Consider the following 17998-nt stretch of genomic DNA (forward strand, 5'->3'; position numbering starts at 1 on the left):
CATAGCACCGTGAATTCCAAACCGACCCTTTCTCACCTTCCGATCCTGCGTGGTTTGCGCCGGCAGACGATTGCTGCTGCAGTGGTGGCGCTGTCATGTCTGGTCCAGGCGGCAGCGCCGTCGTTGGCCGCGGCGCAAAACCTCCCCAGCCTGGGCGACACTGAACGCGAGGAGCTGTCTCCCGTGATGGAGCGCCGCCTCGGCGAGGAAATCATGCGCGATGTGCGGCGCGACCGCGATTACCTGGACGATGCCGCCGTGCTCGAATACCTGGATGGTTTCGGCGCGACCCTGCTGGCAGCGCGCCCGGATGCGCGCGGCGAGGCTGGCTACGATTTTTTCTTTTTCGCCGTGCGCGATCCGTCGCTGAACGCGTTTGCCCTGCCGGGCGGTTTTATCGGCGTGCATTCGGGCCTGGTGCTGGCGGCGCAGTCGGAGTCCGAACTTGCCTCGGTGCTGTCGCATGAAATCGGCCATGTCGCCCAGCGCCACATCGCCCGCATGCTTGGGCAGCAGCGCCAGGACGCGCTGCTGCCGCTGGCCGGCATGATCCTGGCGGCCTTGGCCGCACGCTCCAATTCCGATGCCTCGGCCGCGCTGATGCTGGGCAGCGAAGGCATCGCGCTGCAGCGCCAGCTCAATTTCAGCCGGTCCGCCGAACGCGAGGCAGACCGGGTCGGCCTCGAGATCATGAAGGATGCCGGGTTTGATACTTCCGGCATGATCGGCTTTTTCAGCCGCATGCAGAATTCCACGCGCGCCTACACGGATAGCGTCCCTTCATTCTTGCGCACCCATCCTCTGACAACCGAACGTATTGCTGATATACAAGATCGCACGCGGAGCATGCGTTACCGGCAGCGCGCCGACAGCCTCGAATTTCACCTGGTGCGCGCACGGCTGCGCCTGTTGCAGGATGGTTCAACGGAAGGTTTGCGCCAGGCAGCGACCTTCTATGAAGGGCAGTTGGCCCTGAAAAGCCGCAGCCAGACGATCGCCGGCAGGTATGGCCAGGCCTTGCTTGCCCAGAAGCGGGGCGATATCGAGGTCGCGCAAGCGTTGCTGGCGGAAGCCCGCGCGGCGCTGCCGCAGGGAATGAAGCCGAGTTCCGTGCTGGCCAGCCTGGCAATTGAACTCAAGCTGGCGGCGCAGCAGCCGGCTGAGGCAGTCCGCGAAGCGGCAGCCGCGCGTACGCAGTTTCCCTTGTCGCGCGGGATTGCCTATCTTTATGCGGATGCCTTGCTGGCGGCCGACCGCAGTGAGGAGGCGGTGCGCTTCCTGCGCGACCAGGCCCAGCTCTATCGGCAAGAGCCCAAGTTGCAGCAGCGCCTGGCGAAGGCATATGCCGCACAGGGCAAGCTTGCATTGCAGCATATGGCGCTGGCTGAATCCTATGCGCTGTCCGGCGGCCTTTCCGCAGCATTGGACCAGCTGGGCATTGCGCGCCGCGCGCCGGATGCTTCGTTTTATGACCAGTCGCTGATCGATGCGCGCGAACGCGAATGGCAGGGGCGCTTCAAGGAAGAAATGAAGGAGCGTCGGGGCGGGGCTGGACGTTGAGTTTTGTCACGGGGAGAGGGGCGCTTTGCCTGGCCGCTGCAGGCCAAGTGCTTGGGCCATTGCAATGGTGAATTTTCGCCTGTCGCGGAAATCCAGATGCGAACCATCCGGGCATGAAAAATCTCTGAGCAGTGGATGGTCGAAAGAGCGCACTGCCTTTGCACCGGTTATATCAATAAATGGTTTCCAGAATTTCTCCGGTGGAAAGCGTTTTTCTTCCACTTGCCTGACCATGCCACTGGAGGGCATTTCGAGGAACAGGACGCGCCCACCTCGAGCCTCGATTGCTGAAACAAGCTGCCGGATTCGGGCGGCGTCATTAATAAACGCCGCATTGTCGATTTGGGATGTCATGGAAACTTGCTTTGCAAGTGACGCTTCGGTATTTTCATTGAAACTGGATAAATTGATCCCCAATGTTCTGGCAACCCGTCGATGATAGTACTCAGGCATTTTCACCAGAGTGTAGTCGCCAAGGCGAGAACGGTCGGGACGTGTGGTGACCAGCGATCTAGCCCCGTCATCGTCCAGAATTCTGAATAAAAGGGAATTCAGCGGGCTGGCTCCATCCGTGTAGCTTGCCATGCGCTCCTGCGCCCATTCCGTCAGAAATTTTTCCGACTGCCTGTATGGCGAGGCTTGACGGTGACGTGTTGCCGCACCATGACTTTCAAAACCGGCTTGGTATTTTTTCCCCAGCCCGCCATAGTCGCCAATGGCATGGCTATAGTAATCGACGATAACCGTGCCGCGAATTTCAGGATCGGTCGCCAGCCCCGCAAGGACGGGCATCGGCGTACTGCCGTCAATGGCCAGTTGAACCGGTTCCATGCCTGTTATCGTGCGCAATATGTCGAGGTCCACGCCAAGCTGAATTCGTGAGGCGCCGATTAGTATGAGCGCCTTTTCGCCAAGCTGGTTTGCCCGCGCTCTTTCTTCTTCCCACTTTTCCTGAGAATCCCTGGCATTGGCGACAACGCCGATCTGAGCAAGCCGCACTTCCATTCCCAATGCGAAAAGCAGAAAAACTGCTACGGCAATACCTAGAATGCGTGACCAGGGCATTTCAACCGGCGATCGTTCAAAACTGGAAGTAAATGAATGCATGTTGGTCTCCCCCGGAATACAGGAATAAGGCGATCAGACATAGAGATAACGCCACTGTGAGCCAGGCAGGCCCAAGGCGGCGTGCTACGTTCTCGAGCGTGGAGTCTCTGAGCCTTACGTGCCACCAGACCGTGACGAACAGGCATATTGCCGCCAGCAGAGCAGGATATGCGAGAGGGATCAAGCCCGGTTTGAATCGGACCAGACTTTCAAGTACGGCAAAGGCCGTCGTTGGAGAAGTCGCCCGGAAGGGAATCCACGTCAGGGTGATGACGATGAAAATCAAAAAATCCTGCAGCCGGTATTCGGCACTCCCGGAAGACACGGGCAGCGAATGAAGCTTCCGGGAGACACGTTCCAGCGCGAGATAGCTTCCATGCAGGGCCCCCCACAAAACAAACATCCACGATGCACCATGCCAGATCCCGCCGATAATCATGGTGGCAACGAGAAAAACGTAAGTTTTCATCATGCCGCTCCGATTGCCGCCGAGAGGAATGTAAAGATAATCGCGTAACCAAGTCGAAAGGGAAATATGCCATCGCCGCCAAAAATCGGAAAAACTTCGCGCCGCATAAGGATGACGGAAATTGTCGGGGAATGAGAAACCGAAGCTTAGCGCCAGTCCAATCGCGCATAAGGAGTAGCCGCTAAAGTCATAATAAATTTGGCCGGAAAAACTCAGGACGGCTGCCCAGGCTGCTGGTGCGCTGAAGCGGGAGGGCGCCGCATAAAATTCATTGGCGACTGGCGCGAATATGGCATCGGCCAGTACAACTTTCATGACCAGCCCCATGATGATGAGCGCGCAACCCCAGCCAATCTGGCTGGAGGTGGGGCGGCGGGGAACTGCAAATTGCGGTAACAGCAAACTGGCGCGAACGATGGGGCCTGCCACCAGATGCGGGAAAAAGCTGACAAACAACGCATAGTCAGTAAATGAGGTGGTTGCCCGGATTTCCCGTCGGTAGACATCAATGGTGTAGGACAGGGAGGCAAAAGTATAAAAAGAAATCCCCACCGGCAGGATGATACTCATCGGTACTGGCTGGAATGTAACGCCAAAGGCGCTTAAGAATGCGATGAAATTATCTAGCAGGAACTGGCCATACTTGAAATAGCCAAGGATACCAAGATTGCATGCAAGGCTTAGTACAAGGAGGGTACGCCTGCGCTGCTTGGTGCTGGCAAAGTCGATTTGTCGGGCCAGCCACCAGTCCAGCACGGTGCAAAATAAAAGTATCCCGACATATGGGGGGCTCCAGGCAGCGTAAAAAATGTAGCTGGCAGCAAGCAGCAATAGCTTTTTGCTTTTCCAGGTTGGTAATGCCCAGAAGGCACAATACACCAACAAGAAAAAAATGAGAAAGGTGAATGAGTTAAATAACATCTGCAGTCATGGCAATTTTTAATGCAATAGTGCCATGCTGCTTGCTGTATGTATAGAAAATCAGGCAATGCCGCCGGGCTTGCCAGTTGAGTTGGAGACTTGACTTCGGCAAGTCTTGGGTCAATTTGCGATCAAGCGATTTCCGGACGGGGCGCTCGTATGAAGTGAAATTGCATTTCAATGGATTCAGGCCGAATGCGTTGCACGGGGAGAACCTGTTCGCCATACCGCAAGCGCAATTCCGGTGTGCCTGCATCAGCCTCCAGCCAGGCGAGCAATTCATCATCCCCCAAAGGTCTGTTGTTGCATTCCAGGTAAGGGAGGCATTGCGCCATGTCGCGGTCATCGACCTGGGCGACGATTTCGCCGCATTCCAATATCAGCGCGCCATCCTCATTCATCCATACGGCATCGATCCGCTCCAGCGCGGCGCCCGTGTGCAGGATGAATCCGGCTTGTGGATCGGTGCGCACGATGTAGGGTGTCGCTTGGAGGCTGACATACACCCGTTGCGGCCCATTCTGGAAATACCAGCGACCCTGGCCGTCATGCGTGTAATTGCGGTTGATGAAGCCCAGCAGCGCCGCATTGGCAATCCGCTCGCCGGCTTGCTGCAGCGCCTGTGCCTGTTCGTTGCGCATGCGCCAGCCACCACGGGCATCCAGCGCCAGCCAGCCGTAGCAGTGCGGCACGTTTGGCCACTTGGCCATTGCCTGTTTGACGATCTCATCCATGAATCAATCCTACACCACCTCGGAAAAGCACGTCTTCGGCGGGCAGCGTCTCAGGCGCCGGGCGCGGTGTCGCCCTGCAGGAAGCGCAGCATGCGCTGCGGCAGCCAGTCGATCCGTCCCGGGAAGGGACCGGTGGCAAAGCCGACGTGACCGCCGTGCTTGGGAAAATCCAGGGTAACGCAAGGCGCGGCTTTTTGCGGCAGGTGATGCGCCGGCAGGAAGGGGTCGTTTTGCGCATTCATGACCAGGGTGGGTACGGTGATGTCCGACAAGACATGGCGCGCGCTGGCGCGGTGCCAGTAATCCTCGGTATTGCGGTAACCGTGCAGCGGCGCGGTCACGATATTGTCGAATTCGTAGAGATTGCGCGATTCGAGCATGACATCGCGGTCGAACAGCCCGGGGAACTGCTGCAACTTGGCCAGGCACTTGGGTTTCAGGGTATTCAGGAAGACCCGGGTATAAATCATGTTCAGGCCGCGCGAAAGCGCAGCGCCACCGCCGGCCAGGTCGAGCGGCGCCGAGATCGCGCAGGCAGCATCGACAAAGTCAGCCTGGTGCTGCGATTCGCCGAGCCAGCGCAGCAGGGCATTGGCGCCCAGTGACACGCCGCAGGCATGGAATTTCGAGCAGCCGCGGCGGTCGGCGACGATTTTCAGGCGGCGCAGGACCCAGTCGATTTCCGCGGCGTCGCCGGAGTGGTAGAAGCGCGGCGCGCGGTTCAGTTCGCCTGAGCAGCCGCGAAAGTGCGGCACCGCGCCCGACCAGCCGAGTGCCGCGATGTGCGCCATCAGCGCGCGGCTGTAATGGCTGGCGGAGGAGCCTTCAAGGCCATGGAACAGGACGATGAAAGGCTGGCCGGGCTGGCCATCGATGAAGTCGATATCGACAAAATCGCCATCCGGCGCATCCCAGCGCTCGCGCCGGAAGGGCGCCGCCGGCTTGGCAATTGCCGTTGCCGGGTAAATGGTTTGCAGGTGGCCGCCCGGCAGCCAGCCGGGCGCTGTGTAGGTGGCGGCGCTCAATGGAAAACCGGCGTGCCTGTGTGCACTTCCGGCATCTTGCCGGGGACGATGCTGGCATGGTGCGTCGCCAGGCGCCAGCCATGCGGCGTCTTCAGGTAGACGTTGGTGGCGAGGACGTGCATCTCGCTGCCTTCATGCGGGCCCTGGCGCACATCCTCGATGACGCTGTGCACGGCGCTCATCATGTTTTGCATGGCATGCAATTGCACCGGGCGGATATGTATGCCGCCGCGCTCGAAGATGGCTTCCCAGGAAGCGCGGATGGCGGCGTGGCCGACCAGGCGGGGGGCGCCCGGATGCACGCAGACGATTTCTTCTTCCTCTGACCAGAGGGCCATCAGAGCGTCGAGGTCGGCGTGGCTGAGCGCGTCATAAAAAGCCGCTTCAACTTCTTCGACGGTGCCCAGCGGCTTGCGTGACTTGGCCATGGCGTGCGCTGCAGGAATCAGTGGTGGCCGGCGTGGGCGCCGGCCTTGAGACGGTACACCGTGCCGCAGTAGGGGCATTTCGCTTCGCCGCTGGCGGCAAAGTCCAGAAATACGCGCGGATGCGAAGACCACAGCGGCATGTTCGGGTTGGGGCAATAGGCCGAGGTGTAGCTGGCATCGTCCAGTTCCACTACGGTGACATCAATTTTTTCGCTCATCGGGGTTCTCCAGGTTTTGTAATCTTCAGACGTGTGCCAGCCAGTGCTGGTATTGGGGCGCTTCGCCAGCCACCACCTGGAAGAACAGCTTTTGCAGTTTTTCCGTGATGGGGCCGCGGCTGCCGCTGCCGATCTGGCGGTTGTCGAGTTCGCGGATCGGCGTGATTTCGGCGGCCGTGCCGGTAAAGAAGGCTTCGTCGCAGCAGTAGACTTCATCGCGGGTAATGCGTTTTTCGATCACTTCAATGCCGTGGTCGCGCGCCAGGGTCAGCACGGCATCGCGCGTGATGCCATCCAGGCAGGAAGCGAGGTCGGGCGTGTAGAGCTTGCCATTCTTGACCATGAAAAAGTTCTCACCCGAACCTTCCGAGACATAACCTTCCGTATCCAGCAGCAGGGCTTCGTCGTAGCCATCGGCCAGGGCTTCCTGGTTGGCCAGGATCGAGTTGATATAGTTGCCGGACGCCTTGGCGCGTACCAGCATGACATTGACGTGGTGGCGGGCGAAAGACGATGTCTTGACACGGATGCCGCGGCTCAGGCCTTCCTCGCCAAGATAGGCGCCCCATTCCCAGGCAGCGACCGCGACGTGGATGGTATTGCCCTTGGCCGAGACGCCGAGTTTTTCGGAGCCGATCCAGACCAGCGGGCGGATATAACAGGATTCAAGCTTGTTTTCGCGCACGACCTGGCGTTGCGCTTCCATTACCGTATCGAAGTCGAACGGAATAGTCAGCTGGAAAATCTTGGCCGAATTGAACAGGCGGCGCGTGTGTTCTTCCAGGCGGAAAATGGCCGTGCCCTGCGCCGTCTTGTAGGCGCGCACGCCCTCGAATACCGCCATGCCGTAGTGCAGGGAATGCGTCAGCACATGAATTTTGGCATCCCGCCATTCGATCAGCTTGCCATCCTGCCAGATCTTGCCATCACGATCGTCCATCGACATGGTCATTCTCCAGAAAATGATTTATGCAAAACCAAGATTTTACCCCGGATAAGGCCTTGAAAGAATCCGCACGGTGCACCGGCTTCCCCGGTAAAATATGCTCGTAAGCAACATTATTAGCGGCGATGCCCTGGACTGGATGTCCTGGCATGCGCTTTATATTTCAGCGCCATGCAGGCCAAGCCGCATGGCGCTTCAGTTTGAAGTATGGGAAAAATGACATTCAGGTTGCCGGCGCCGGGCGTGCCTGCAGCCGAACGTGCTGCTTTTGACGAAGCTGTCGCGACGGCTTTACCAGCCATGGCAGGCATTTTTGCGTGGGGCATGGTGACTGCCATGGCCATGCTCAAGGCTGGCCTGACGGTCGGGCAGACGCTGGGCATGACTTTTATTGTGTTTGCCGGATCAGCCCAGCTGGCGTGCCTGCCGCTCATCATTGCCAATGCTTCCGTTTGGGTGGTGTTCGCCACGGCCCTGGTGGTTAACCTGCGCTTCGTCATCTTCGCCGCGGCCATGGGGCCGCATCTGGCGCATTTGCCCTGGTACAAGCGTCTCTGGCAAGGCTATTTGAATGCCGACCTGACCATGGCGCTGTTTTCCCAGCGCTTCCCGCCGCATACCCAGCCGCAGCCCCAGGGCAAGGAAGGATATGCCACCGGCATCAATTACCTGAACTGGTGCGCCTGGCAAGCCGGCTCGGTAGTGGGCATTCTGCTGGCAAGCCAGATTCCGCAGAGCTGGGGTATTGCCTTTGCCGGCACGCTGGCCTTGTTGGCCGTGCTGATTCCGCTGACCATGAATGCCGCGGCGCTGGCCGGCGTCATCGTGGCCGCCGCCCTGTCGGTGGCGACCGTGCACTGGCCGTATCGGCTCGGGCTGCTGGTTGCGGTCGTCGCAGGCATGCTGGTGGCGATGGCCATCGACAAACTGGATGCGCGCCGCAAGGCACGGGGGCAGGCATGAGCGACCTCGACGTCTGGATCACCATTGGCCTGATGTTTGTTGCTACTGTTGTAACGCGCAGTTCTTTTTTCATGCTGGGCGATGCCGTCAAGCTGCCGGACTGGATGCGGCACGCCTTGCGCTACGCTCCGGCCGCCGCACTGGCTGCTGCCATTGCGCCGGATTTGCTGCTGGCAACCGGCGGTGCTGGAAATTTAACTCTGACCCCGATTAATCCGAAATTGCTTGCGGCGGCAGGGGCAGCAGCGTTCTTTATGGCAACTCGACACATGCTGGGCACGATTGCCGTCGGCATGGCCTTGTTCACGGCGTTTCGGTTGTTTTTGATCTGAAGCAGCGGGTTGCGCGTCCGGGCTTTTCGGCCTTGAAGCGCGATGGCTTTTTTGCAGGGTCCGGGTGGGGTAAAATGGCGGTTTTTCCATTTTTCGCGATTCACGGGGATTTATGCAATTCAAACGCCTGGGCGATTTGTGCGCCAACCAGCAACTGCAGGGCAAACGTGTCTTTATCCGCGCCGATCTGAACGTGCCGCAGGACGATGCCGGCAACATCACCGAAGATACCCGCATCCGCGCCTCGGTCCCGGCGATCCGCATGGCGCTCGACGCCGGCGCGGCCGTCATGGTGACATCCCACCTGGGCCGCCCGACCGAGGGCGAATTCAAGCCGGAAGATACGCTGGCGCCGATCGCCTCGCGCCTGACCGACTTGCTGGGCCAGCCGGTCGAGTTGCGCCAGAACTGGGTCGATGGCGTGGAAGTTGCGCCCGGCCAGGTGGTCTTGCTGGAAAATTGCCGTGTAAACAAGGGCGAGAAAAAGAACAGCGATGAGCTGGCAAAGAAAATGGCCAGCCTGTGCGACGTCTACGTCAACGATGCCTTCGGCACCGCGCACCGCGCCGAAGCGACCACCCATGGCATGGCAAAGTACGCGCCGGTAGCCTGCGCCGGCCCCTTGCTGGCAGCCGAACTCGATGCGCTGGGCAAGGCCCTGGGCCAGCCGGCACGTCCGCTGGTGGCCATCGTTGCAGGCTCCAAGGTCTCGACCAAGCTTTCCATCCTGGAGTCGCTGGCTGACAAGGTCGACAACCTTATCGTTGGCGGCGGCATCGCCAATACCTTCCTGCTGGCCGCGGGTCTGAAGATCGGCAAGTCGCTGGCCGAAGCGGACCTGGTGGCGGACGCCAAGCGCATCATCGACAAGATGGCTGCACGTGGCGCCTCCGTGCCGATTCCGGTGGATGTGGTATGCGCCAAGGAATTTGCGCCGACGGCTGTTGCCACCACCAAGGCCGTGGCGGACGTGACCGACGACGACCTGATTCTCGACATCGGCCCGCAAACCGCAGCGCTGTTAGCCGAACAACTCGCGCAAGCGGGCACGATCGTCTGGAATGGCCCGGTCGGCGTGTTCGAATTTGACCAGTTTGCCGGCGGCACCAGGACCCTGGCGCAGGCAATTGCCGAATCCAAGGCATTTTCCATTGCCGGTGGTGGCGACACCCTGGCGGCGATCGCCAAGTACGAAATAACCGACAAGGTCGGTTATATCTCCACCGGCGGCGGTGCCTTCCTGGAATTCCTGGAGGGCAAGACTCTGCCGGCAGTGGCGGTGCTGCAGGAACGCGCCGCCGCCTGACCGGCCTGATGAAAGGGGCATGCCTGGCATGCCCGTCCCCTGACTTTTTTTGATGGAAAAAACACTCTGCATGCGCCGCGCCACTAAAATTGTTGCCACCATCGGTCCCGTTTCGAGCGACCTGGACACCCTGACCCGCATGATCCAGGCAGGCGTGGACGTCGTCCGCCTGAATTTTTCGCATGGAAAGGCGCAAGATCATATCGACCGCGCAAGGCTCGTGCGTGAAGCCGCGCAGGCCTGCGGCCGCGAAGTGGCCATCATGGCGGACTTGCAGGGTCCGAAAATCCGCGTCGGCAAATTCGAGCATGGCAAGATCATGCTGGAAAAGGGGGCCAAGTTCATCCTCGATGCCAATTGCGAAATGGGCAACCAGGACCAGGTCGGCCTCGATTACAAGGAACTGCCGCGCGACCTGAAGCCGCGTGACGTGCTTCTGCTCAACGATGGCCTGATCGTGCTGGTGGTCGACAAGGTCGTCGGCAGCGCTATCCATACCACCGTGAAAATCGGCGGCGAGCTGTCCAACAACAAGGGCATCAATCGCCAGGGCGGCGGCCTGTCTGCGCCGGCGCTGACGGCCAAGGACATGGAAGACGTCAAGACGGCCATGGCCATGCAGGCGGATTATGTTGCCGTGTCCTTCCCCAAGAATGCGTCCGACATGATCATGGCGCGCCAGCTGGCCAATATTGCTGGCGAGGCCCATCGCCACAAGCCGATGATGATCGCCAAGATCGAACGCGCCGAGGCGATTCCTGCCCTGCAGGAAATCCTCGATGCTTCCGACGGCATCATGGTGGCGCGCGGCGACCTGGCGGTGGAAGTGGGCAATGCCGCCGTGCCGGCGCTGCAAAAGCGCATGATCAAGATGGCGCGCGCCTCCAACAAGGTAGCCATTACGGCCACCCAAATGATGGAATCGATGATCGTCAATGCGATCCCGACGCGCGCCGAAGTCTCCGACGTGGCCAACGCCGTGCTGGACGGCACCGACGCCGTGATGACCTCGGCCGAAACCGCGTCCGGCCGCTATCCGATTGAAACCGTCGAAGCCATGGCGGCGATCTGCCTGGAAGCGGAAAAGTCCGAGGAATACTCGCTGGACGATGACTTCATGAACAAGACCTTTACCCGCATCGACCAGTCGATCGCGTATGGCGCCTTGTTTACCGCCCACCACCTGGGTGTGAAAGCGATTGTTGCCCTGACCGAATCCGGTTCCACGGCCCTCTGGATGAGCCGCTACGATATTGCCATTCCCATCCTGGCGATGACCCACGTCCTGGGCACCCAGCGCAAGGCTTCCCTGTACCGCAATGTGCAGACCTTCGAAATGAACCATTCGCTCGATAGCGAAGCCGTCATGAAAGCCGCGGAAGATTTGCTTCTAGCCAAGGGCCTGGTGCAAAAAGGTGACATGATCGTGGTGACCTGGGGCGAGCCGATGGGACAGGTCGGCGGCACGAATGCCCTGAAGATCGTGCGTGTCGGGGAAAACTGTTAATACTGATTTATTTGATTTGATTATTAGGGAGATTTACCATGCCACTCGTATCGATGCGCCAGTTGCTCGACCATGCCGCCGAAAACGGCTACGGTTTGCCGGCATTCAACGTCAATAACCTGGAACAGGTTTCCGCCATCATGGCTGCCGCCGATGAAGTCGGCGCGCCGGTGATCATGCAAGCCTCGGCGGGCGCGCGCAAGTATGCCGGTGAAGCCTTCCTGCGCCACCTGATTTCGGCGGCCGTGGAAGCCTACCCGCATATCCCGGTGGTCATGCACCAGGATCACGGCCAGTCGCCGGCGGTCTGCATGGCAGCCATCAAGTCCGGCTTCACCTCGGTGATGATGGATGGCTCGCTGACCGAAGACGGCAAGACCGTTGCCAGCTACGAATACAACGTCGACGTCTCGCGCGAAGTGGTGAAGTTCTCGCATTCGATCGGCGTTACCGTCGAAGCCGAGCTGGGCGTGCTCGGTTCGCTGGAAACCATGAAGGGCGACAAGGAAGACGGCCACGGCGCCGAAGGCACCATGACCCGCGAGCAGCTCCTGACCGACGTCGCCCAGGCTGCCGATTTCGTCAAGCAGACCCAGTGCGACGCCCTGGCGATCGCCATCGGCACTTCGCACGGCGCCTACAAATTCTCGCGCAAGCCCACCGGCGACATCCTGGCGATCGACCGCATCAAGGAAATCCACGCGCGCATCCCCAACACCCACCTGGTGATGCACGGTTCGTCTTCCGTGCCGCAGGAATTGCTGGCCGTGATCCGCGAATTCGGCGGCGACATGAAAGAAACCTATGGCGTGCCGGTCGAGGAAATCCAGGAAGGCATCAAGCATGGCGTGCGCAAGATCAATATCGACACCGATATTCGCCTGGCCATGACTGCAGCGATCCGTCGCTACCTGTTCGAGAACCCGTCCAAGTTCGATCCGCGCGATTACCTGAAGCCGGCCCGCGAAGCTGCGATGCAAATCTGCAAGGCGCGTTACCTGCAGTTCGGTTGCGAAGGCCAGGCCGCCAAGATCAAGCCGCTGTCGCTGGACAAGATCGCAGAGAAGTACAAGAAAGGCGAACTCTCGCAAATCGTGCAGTAACGTTTGCAAGTTCCTCCATCGGCCGGCGGCGCAGGCTGCCGGCCAGTATCAAGATAATCCCCATGAACAGCCTCTACCAATCCAGCATCACCTCCCTCCAACTCCTTGGCCGCGGCAAGGTGCGCGACAACTACGCCGTCGGTGACGACAAGATCCTCATCGTCACCACCGACCGCCTGTCGGCCTTCGACGTGGTGATGAACGAGCCGATTCCCGCCAAGGGCCGCGTCCTGAATCAGATGTCCGACTTCTGGTTCGACAAGCTCGCCGGTATCGTCCCCAACCACCTGACCGGCATCGCGCCGGAAACCGTGGTGGCGCCGGCAGAGGTGGAGCAGGTCAAGGGCCGCGCAGTCGTGGCCAAGCGCCTGCAGCCGATCATGGTGGAGGCAGTCGTACGCGGCTATATCATCGGCTCGGGCTGGAAGGATTACCAGGCCACCGGCGCCATTTGCGGCATCGCCTTGCCCGCCGGCCTGCGCCAGGCCGACAAGCTGGCCGAGCCCATTTTCACGCCGGCGGCCAAGGCCGATATCGGCGAGCACGATGAAAACATCAGCTTTGAAGAGATGGAAAAGCGCATCGGCAAGGAACTGGCGGCAAAGATGCGCGACATCAGCATCCAGTTGTACAAGACTGCCGCGGATTACGCTGCCACGCGCGGCATCATCATTGCCGACACCAAGTTCGAATTCGGCCTGGATGAAAACGGTGCATTGCACCTGATGGACGAGGTGCTGACTGCCGACTCCTCGCGTTTCTGGCCGGCCGACTCCTACGCGCCGGGCATGTCGCCGCCGTCGTTCGACAAGCAGTTCGTGCGCGACTACCTGGAAACCCTGAGCGACTGGAACAAGACTGCGCCGGCCCCGGCACTGCCTGCCGACGTGATCGAAAAGACCGGCGCCAAGTACCGCGAAGCGCTCCAGCGCCTGACCGGCGAAACCCTGAAGGATTGAGAGGCCGCCATGTCTGAACAAGCGAAACAGGCTGCGCCCCTGGTCGGCGTGGTGATGGGTTCTTCCTCTGACTGGGAAGTGATGCAGAACGCCGTGGCGGTGCTCAAGGAATTTGGCATACCGTTTGAAGCGCAAGTGATTTCCGCGCACCGCATGCCCGACGAAATGTTTACCTATGCCGAGACGGCGCGCCAGCGCGGCCTGCGCGCGATCATCGCCGGCGCAGGCGGCGCAGCCCATTTGCCGGGCATGATCGCCGCCAAGACCATCGTCCCGGTGCTGGGCGTGCCGGTGCCATCCAAGTATCTGCGCGGCGAGGATTCGCTGCTGTCGATCGTGCAAATGCCCAAGGGTATCCCTGTTGCGACCTTCGCCATCGGCGAAGCGGGCGCGGCCAACGCCGCCCTGACGGCGGTGGCCATCCTGGCCTCGACCGACAATGAACTCGCCGTGCGCCTGCTGGATTTTCGCGCCAAGCAAACCCAGGCGGCGCAAGCCATGAGCCTGCCGGCATGAGCGGGCAAAAGCCTCCTTTCGTGCCATCCGCCACGCCGCCGACCTGGCTGGGCGTGATGGGCGGCGGCCAGCTTGGCCGCATGTTCGTGCACGCCGCGCAAGCCATGGGCTTCAAGGTGGCCGTGCTGGAGCCGGCGCGCGATTGCCCGGCCGGGCATGCCGCCGATTACCTGCTGACCGCCGGCTACAACGATCCGGTCGCGCTGAACCAGCTTTCCGGCCTGTGCGCGGCGGTCACTACCGAATTTGAAAACGTCCCGGCGCAAAGCCTGGCGCAGCTGGCGGCGCACAGCTTTGTCGCGCCGGCGGCCGCCAGTGTGTCGGTGGCTCAGGACCGCATCGTTGAAAAGCGCTTCTTCACCGAGTGCGCCGCGACCTCGCATGTGCTGCCGGCGCCGCACAAGGTCATTGCCAGCGAAGCTGACATCGACGCCATCACGCCTGAGCTGTTGCCGGGCATTCTGAAAACCGCCCGCCTCGGTTACGACGGCAAGGGCCAGGTGCGGGTGCGCACGCAGGAAGAAGTGCGCGCAGCTTTCAGGGAAATGCAGGGCGTGACCTGCGTGCTGGAAAAGATGCTGCCGCTGGCTTATGAAGTCTCGGTGCTGGCCGCGCGCGGCGCCGACGGCGAATCGGCGGTGTACCCGATCGCTGAAAACGTCCACCGCGACGGCATCCTGTTTTCCACTACCGTGCCCGGTCCGAATGTCTCGGACGAATGCGCGCGCCGCGCGCAGCATGCGGCGCTGGCCATCATCGGCAAGCTCGAGTACGTGGGCGTGCTGTGCATCGAATTCTTCGTGCTGCAGGATGGCTCCCTGGTGGTCAATGAAATGGCCCCGCGACCGCACAACAGCGGCCACTACACCATCGATGCCTGCATCACCAGCCAGTTCGCGCAGCAGGCCCGCGCCATGGCGCGGCTGCCGCTGGGCGACGTGCGCCAGCATTCGCCGGCAGTGATGCTCAACATTCTTGGCGACATCTGGTTCGAGGGCGACAGCGACAACGCGCGCGAACCCGTCTGGGACAAGGTGCTGGCGCTGCGCGGCGCCAACCTGCATTTGTATGGCAAGGATGACCCGCGCCGCGGCCGCAAGATGGGGCACGTCACGTTTGTCGCGCCAAGCCTGGCAGAAGCGCAGGAAAGCTTTGACGCTGCCTGCCGCATGCTCGGCATCCCGGCCTGAACGGAACAGGCACGATGGCTGAGCTGATTCCGGATGCGGCGGCGATTGCCGCCGCTGCGCGCCTGCTGGAGCAGGGCGAACTCGTGGCGTTGCCGACCGAGACCGTCTACGGCCTGGGTGCCGATGCTGAAAATCCCCAGGCAGTCGCAAGGATCTATGCCGCCAAGGGGCGTCCGGCCAACCATCCGGTGATCGTGCATTTGGCGCCCGGGGCGGATATCGCTTACTGGGCGACCGACATTCCCGTGGAAGCGACGCGATTGATCGAGGCCTTCTGGCCGGGTCCGCTCACCCTGATTCTCAAGCGCGCTGCACATATTCCGGCTGCCGTTTCCGGCGGCCAGGACAGCGTTGGCTTGCGCTGTCCCTCGCATCCGGTGGCGCAGGCGCTGCTGCGCGAATTCAAGGGCGGCCGCGGCGGCGTGGCCGCACCCTCGGCCAACAGGTTCGGTCACGTCAGTCCGACCACCGCGCGCCATGTGCGCGATGAATTCGGCACGCCGCCGCAAGGGCCGCTGGCAGCCATCCTCGATGGCGGCCAGAGTGCCGTCGGCATCGAATCGACCATCCTGGACCTGTCCCGCATGGCAAGCCATGGGCCGGTGCTGCTGCGGCCGGGCCATATTTCGCCGCAACAGATTGCCGACGTCATCGGCGTGCTGCCGGCCTTGCCCGACGCTGCTGCACCGCGCGCTTCCGGCACCCTTGACGCACACTATGCGCCTGCTACGCCTGTGGCTTTGGTCGCTGCGGAGCAATTGCCCGGCTTGCTGGAAAATGCAGCCAGCACAGGCAAACGTATTGCGGTAATGAATCGCAGTGAATTGTCAGCAATAAATAGTGTGGCGCAATACCACATGCCGGCCACGCCAGAGGGTTATGCGCATGACTTGTATGCGGCATTACGCGCAATGGATGCAGTGCACGCTGACCTGATCGTTGTGGAAGCCCTTCCTGCGACTGCTCCCTGGCAAGGCATTAATGACCGCTTGCGCCGCGCTGCGTTCGACTCGGCAGGCATCCTTGAGCGCCTGGCCTTGACCGGTATATAAGGCTAAGGCGCATTTATTGCGCCTGCAGAAAATTATTCTGCGACGCAGAAGAGAATAGCCCCCGGCTTTTGATCAATAACTATAGTGTGAACGAGAGCACTTGCGTCTTCAAGAAGTGATGCGATACTAATTTTTTCGAATAGAACAAACGTTCTATTCGAAAAAAACTATCGAGGGGACGACAGACATGCACTCTTTCTGCGATGCTTCCGTAATGCCGCCTGTCTTACAGGCCCAGGCACTTTCCCGCTTTTCACGCAAAACAAGAATTTTGCGCTTACCCTGCTTACGCATTGTTGCCGCAGGCTCCCTGGTCACGCTGTTTGCAGTTGTTCCAGGCAGTAATGTTTACGCAAGCGGATTCGCATTAAATGAAATGAGCGCTGCCAGTCTCGGCAACGCCCATGCAGGCGCAGGGGCCGTTGCTGAAGATTTGAGCACCATCTATTTCAACCCTGCCGGATTGAGTCTTATGTCCGGGAGACAATTCCTGGTGGCGGGATCGGCGATTCGTCCCTCGGCCAAATTTTCGAATGCGGGCTCGAGGTCAGTATTGGGCACGCCTCTCGCCGGCGGCAACGGCGGCGATGCCGGTGGCTGGGCGCTGGTGCCGGCCTTGTACTATGCAATGGATCTCGCGCCCAATCTGCGTTTCGGCATCGGGCTGCAATCGCCCTTCGGCCTCAAGACGGAATACGATGCGGGCTGGGCCGGGCGGTACCAGGCGCTCAAGTCAGAAATGAAAACATTCAACATCAATCCCTCGCTGGCCTACCGCGTAAACGATTTCGTTTCACTTGGGGCCGGGGTGAGTTTCCAGTATGTTGACGTCGAGCTGTCTCAGGCAATCGATTTCGGTACGGCGTGTATCGCCGGCCTCGGCGCGCCAACTTGCGCGCCGCTTGGCTTCCTGCCGCAAGCCAGGGATGGCACGGCAACCATCAAAGGCGATGACTGGGGATATGGCTTCAATCTGGGGGCGTTGCTTACGCCAAGCCAGAATAGCAGGGTCGGCGTTGCGTACCGGTCCAAAATCCGTCACACCCTGAAAGGCAATGCCAGTTATGCCAAGCCCGCAGGCCTGCCCGCGCCGCTCGCGGCATCGGCCACTTTTACCGATACGGGCGCAAGTGCCGATGTCACCTTGCCTGAATCGCTGAATGTGAGCGGCTATGTCGATCTGGATCCGAAGTGGGCGCTGCTGGGCGAGATTGGCTGGGTACGCTGGAGTCGCTTCAAGGAATTGCGCGTGCGTTTCAATAATGGCGCAGCTGACAGCGTGACACCGGAAGAATGGGGTAATGCGGTTCGGGTGGCCATCGCAGTCAACTATCGTTATAACGATGCGTGGAAGCTGCGTGGAGGCCTTGCCTACGATCCGACGCCGGTGAAAACCGCATTCCGTACCCCGCGCGTTCCCGATGCCGACCGCACCTGGCTGACGTTCGGCGCCCGGTACAAGCCTTCAGAAAACGATGCCTGGGACTTTGGCTATGCACACATATTTATCAAGGATGCACCGATCAACAAGACCGAGCCGAATCGCGGCACGTTGACCGGCGAGTACGAAAGCAATGTCAATATCCTGAGCGTTCAATACAGCCGTACTTTTTGAACGGCTGGCAGTCTTTTCGCATTTCCTCGTCAGGCGGTATTTGCCGT

18 protein-coding genes are annotated in these 17998 nt (G+C 60.4%); 11 read left to right on the top strand and 7 right to left on the bottom strand.

Going from position 1 to position 17998, the window contains the following annotated elements; all coding sequences use genetic code 11:
* Positions 1-9: 9 nt before the first annotated feature.
* Positions 10-1560, top strand: coding sequence for a M48 family metalloprotease (locus EKL02_RS05265; RefSeq protein WP_241687786.1), 1551 nt, complete (start codon positions 10-12; stop codon positions 1558-1560).
* Positions 1561-1566: 6 nt separating this feature from the next.
* On the opposite strand, the gene EKL02_RS05270 is transcribed toward EKL02_RS05265, so the two are convergent.
* The 7 genes from EKL02_RS05270 to EKL02_RS05300 form a co-directional block, all read right to left on the bottom strand.
* Positions 1567-2667, bottom strand: a complete 1101-nt coding sequence (locus tag EKL02_RS05270) for a hypothetical protein (RefSeq protein WP_128901068.1) — start codon at positions 2665-2667, stop codon at positions 1567-1569.
* Positions 2642-4057, bottom strand: a complete 1416-nt coding sequence (locus EKL02_RS05275; RefSeq protein WP_128901069.1) for an MBOAT family O-acyltransferase — start codon at positions 4055-4057, stop codon at positions 2642-2644. The genes EKL02_RS05270 and EKL02_RS05275 overlap by 26 nt, the downstream gene beginning before the upstream one ends.
* A gap of 131 nt (positions 4058-4188) precedes the next feature.
* Positions 4189-4791 carry a DUF2946 family protein gene (locus EKL02_RS05280; RefSeq protein WP_128901070.1) on the bottom strand — a complete coding sequence of 201 codons (603 nt, stop codon included), beginning with the start codon at positions 4789-4791 and terminating at the stop codon, positions 4189-4191.
* 50 nt (positions 4792-4841) lie between these two features.
* Entirely contained in the window at positions 4842-5816 is a 975-nt protein-coding gene (locus EKL02_RS05285) for an alpha/beta fold hydrolase (RefSeq protein ID WP_128901071.1), read from the bottom strand.
* Positions 5813-6244 carry a nuclear transport factor 2 family protein gene (locus EKL02_RS05290; protein WP_128901072.1) on the bottom strand — a complete coding sequence of 144 codons (432 nt, stop codon included), beginning with the start codon at positions 6242-6244 and terminating at the stop codon, positions 5813-5815. Before EKL02_RS05290 ends, EKL02_RS05285 begins: the two co-directional genes overlap by 4 nt.
* A 17-nt stretch (positions 6245-6261) precedes the next feature.
* Entirely contained in the window at positions 6262-6462 is a 201-nt protein-coding gene (locus tag EKL02_RS05295) for a zinc-finger domain-containing protein (protein WP_128901073.1), read from the bottom strand.
* Between the two features lie 25 nt (positions 6463-6487).
* Complete coding sequence (locus EKL02_RS05300; protein WP_128901074.1) at positions 6488-7408, bottom strand: branched-chain amino acid transaminase; 921 nt, start codon at positions 7406-7408, stop codon at positions 6488-6490.
* A gap of 216 nt (positions 7409-7624) precedes the next feature.
* On the opposite strand from EKL02_RS05300, the gene EKL02_RS05305 reads away from it, so the two are divergent.
* The 10 genes from EKL02_RS05305 (at position 7625) to EKL02_RS05350 (ending at position 17951) form a co-directional block, all read left to right on the top strand.
* A complete protein-coding gene (locus EKL02_RS05305) occupies positions 7625-8371 on the top strand; it encodes an AzlC family ABC transporter permease (RefSeq protein ID WP_241687787.1) in 747 nt (248 codons plus the stop codon).
* On the top strand, positions 8368-8703 hold the full coding sequence (locus EKL02_RS05310; RefSeq protein ID WP_128901076.1) for an AzlD domain-containing protein: 336 nt from the start codon (positions 8368-8370) through the stop codon (positions 8701-8703). The genes EKL02_RS05305 and EKL02_RS05310 overlap by 4 nt, the downstream gene beginning before the upstream one ends.
* A 112-nt stretch (positions 8704-8815) precedes the next feature.
* Complete coding sequence (locus EKL02_RS05315) at positions 8816-10009, top strand: phosphoglycerate kinase (protein WP_128901077.1); 1194 nt, start codon at positions 8816-8818, stop codon at positions 10007-10009.
* Between the two features lie 70 nt (positions 10010-10079).
* On the top strand, positions 10080-11516 hold the full coding sequence (gene pyk, locus EKL02_RS05320) for a pyruvate kinase (protein WP_128903387.1): 1437 nt from the start codon (positions 10080-10082) through the stop codon (positions 11514-11516).
* Positions 11517-11554: 38 nt separating this feature from the next.
* Entirely contained in the window at positions 11555-12619 is a 1065-nt protein-coding gene (fba, locus tag EKL02_RS05325) for a class II fructose-bisphosphate aldolase (protein WP_128901078.1), read from the top strand.
* A 62-nt stretch (positions 12620-12681) separates the two neighbouring features.
* Entirely contained in the window at positions 12682-13578 is an 897-nt protein-coding gene (locus EKL02_RS05330) for a phosphoribosylaminoimidazolesuccinocarboxamide synthase (protein ID WP_128901079.1), read from the top strand.
* 9 nt (positions 13579-13587) lie between these two features.
* Positions 13588-14094, top strand: a complete 507-nt coding sequence (gene purE / locus EKL02_RS05335; RefSeq protein ID WP_128901080.1) for a 5-(carboxyamino)imidazole ribonucleotide mutase — start codon at positions 13588-13590, stop codon at positions 14092-14094.
* Positions 14091-15284, top strand: coding sequence for a 5-(carboxyamino)imidazole ribonucleotide synthase (locus tag EKL02_RS05340; RefSeq protein ID WP_128901081.1), 1194 nt, complete (start codon positions 14091-14093; stop codon positions 15282-15284). The genes purE and EKL02_RS05340 overlap by 4 nt, the downstream gene beginning before the upstream one ends.
* A gap of 14 nt (positions 15285-15298) precedes the next feature.
* Complete coding sequence (locus EKL02_RS05345) at positions 15299-16336, top strand: L-threonylcarbamoyladenylate synthase (RefSeq protein ID WP_128901082.1); 1038 nt, start codon at positions 15299-15301, stop codon at positions 16334-16336.
* A 376-nt stretch (positions 16337-16712) separates the two neighbouring features.
* Positions 16713-17951 carry an outer membrane protein transport protein gene (locus EKL02_RS05350; RefSeq protein ID WP_241687788.1) on the top strand — a complete coding sequence of 413 codons (1239 nt, stop codon included), beginning with the start codon at positions 16713-16715 and terminating at the stop codon, positions 17949-17951.
* Positions 17952-17998: the final 47 nt, after the last annotated feature.

The organism is Janthinobacterium sp. 17J80-10 (genome assembly GCF_004114795.1).
Lineage (GTDB): Bacteria > Pseudomonadota > Gammaproteobacteria > Burkholderiales > Burkholderiaceae_D > Paucimonas.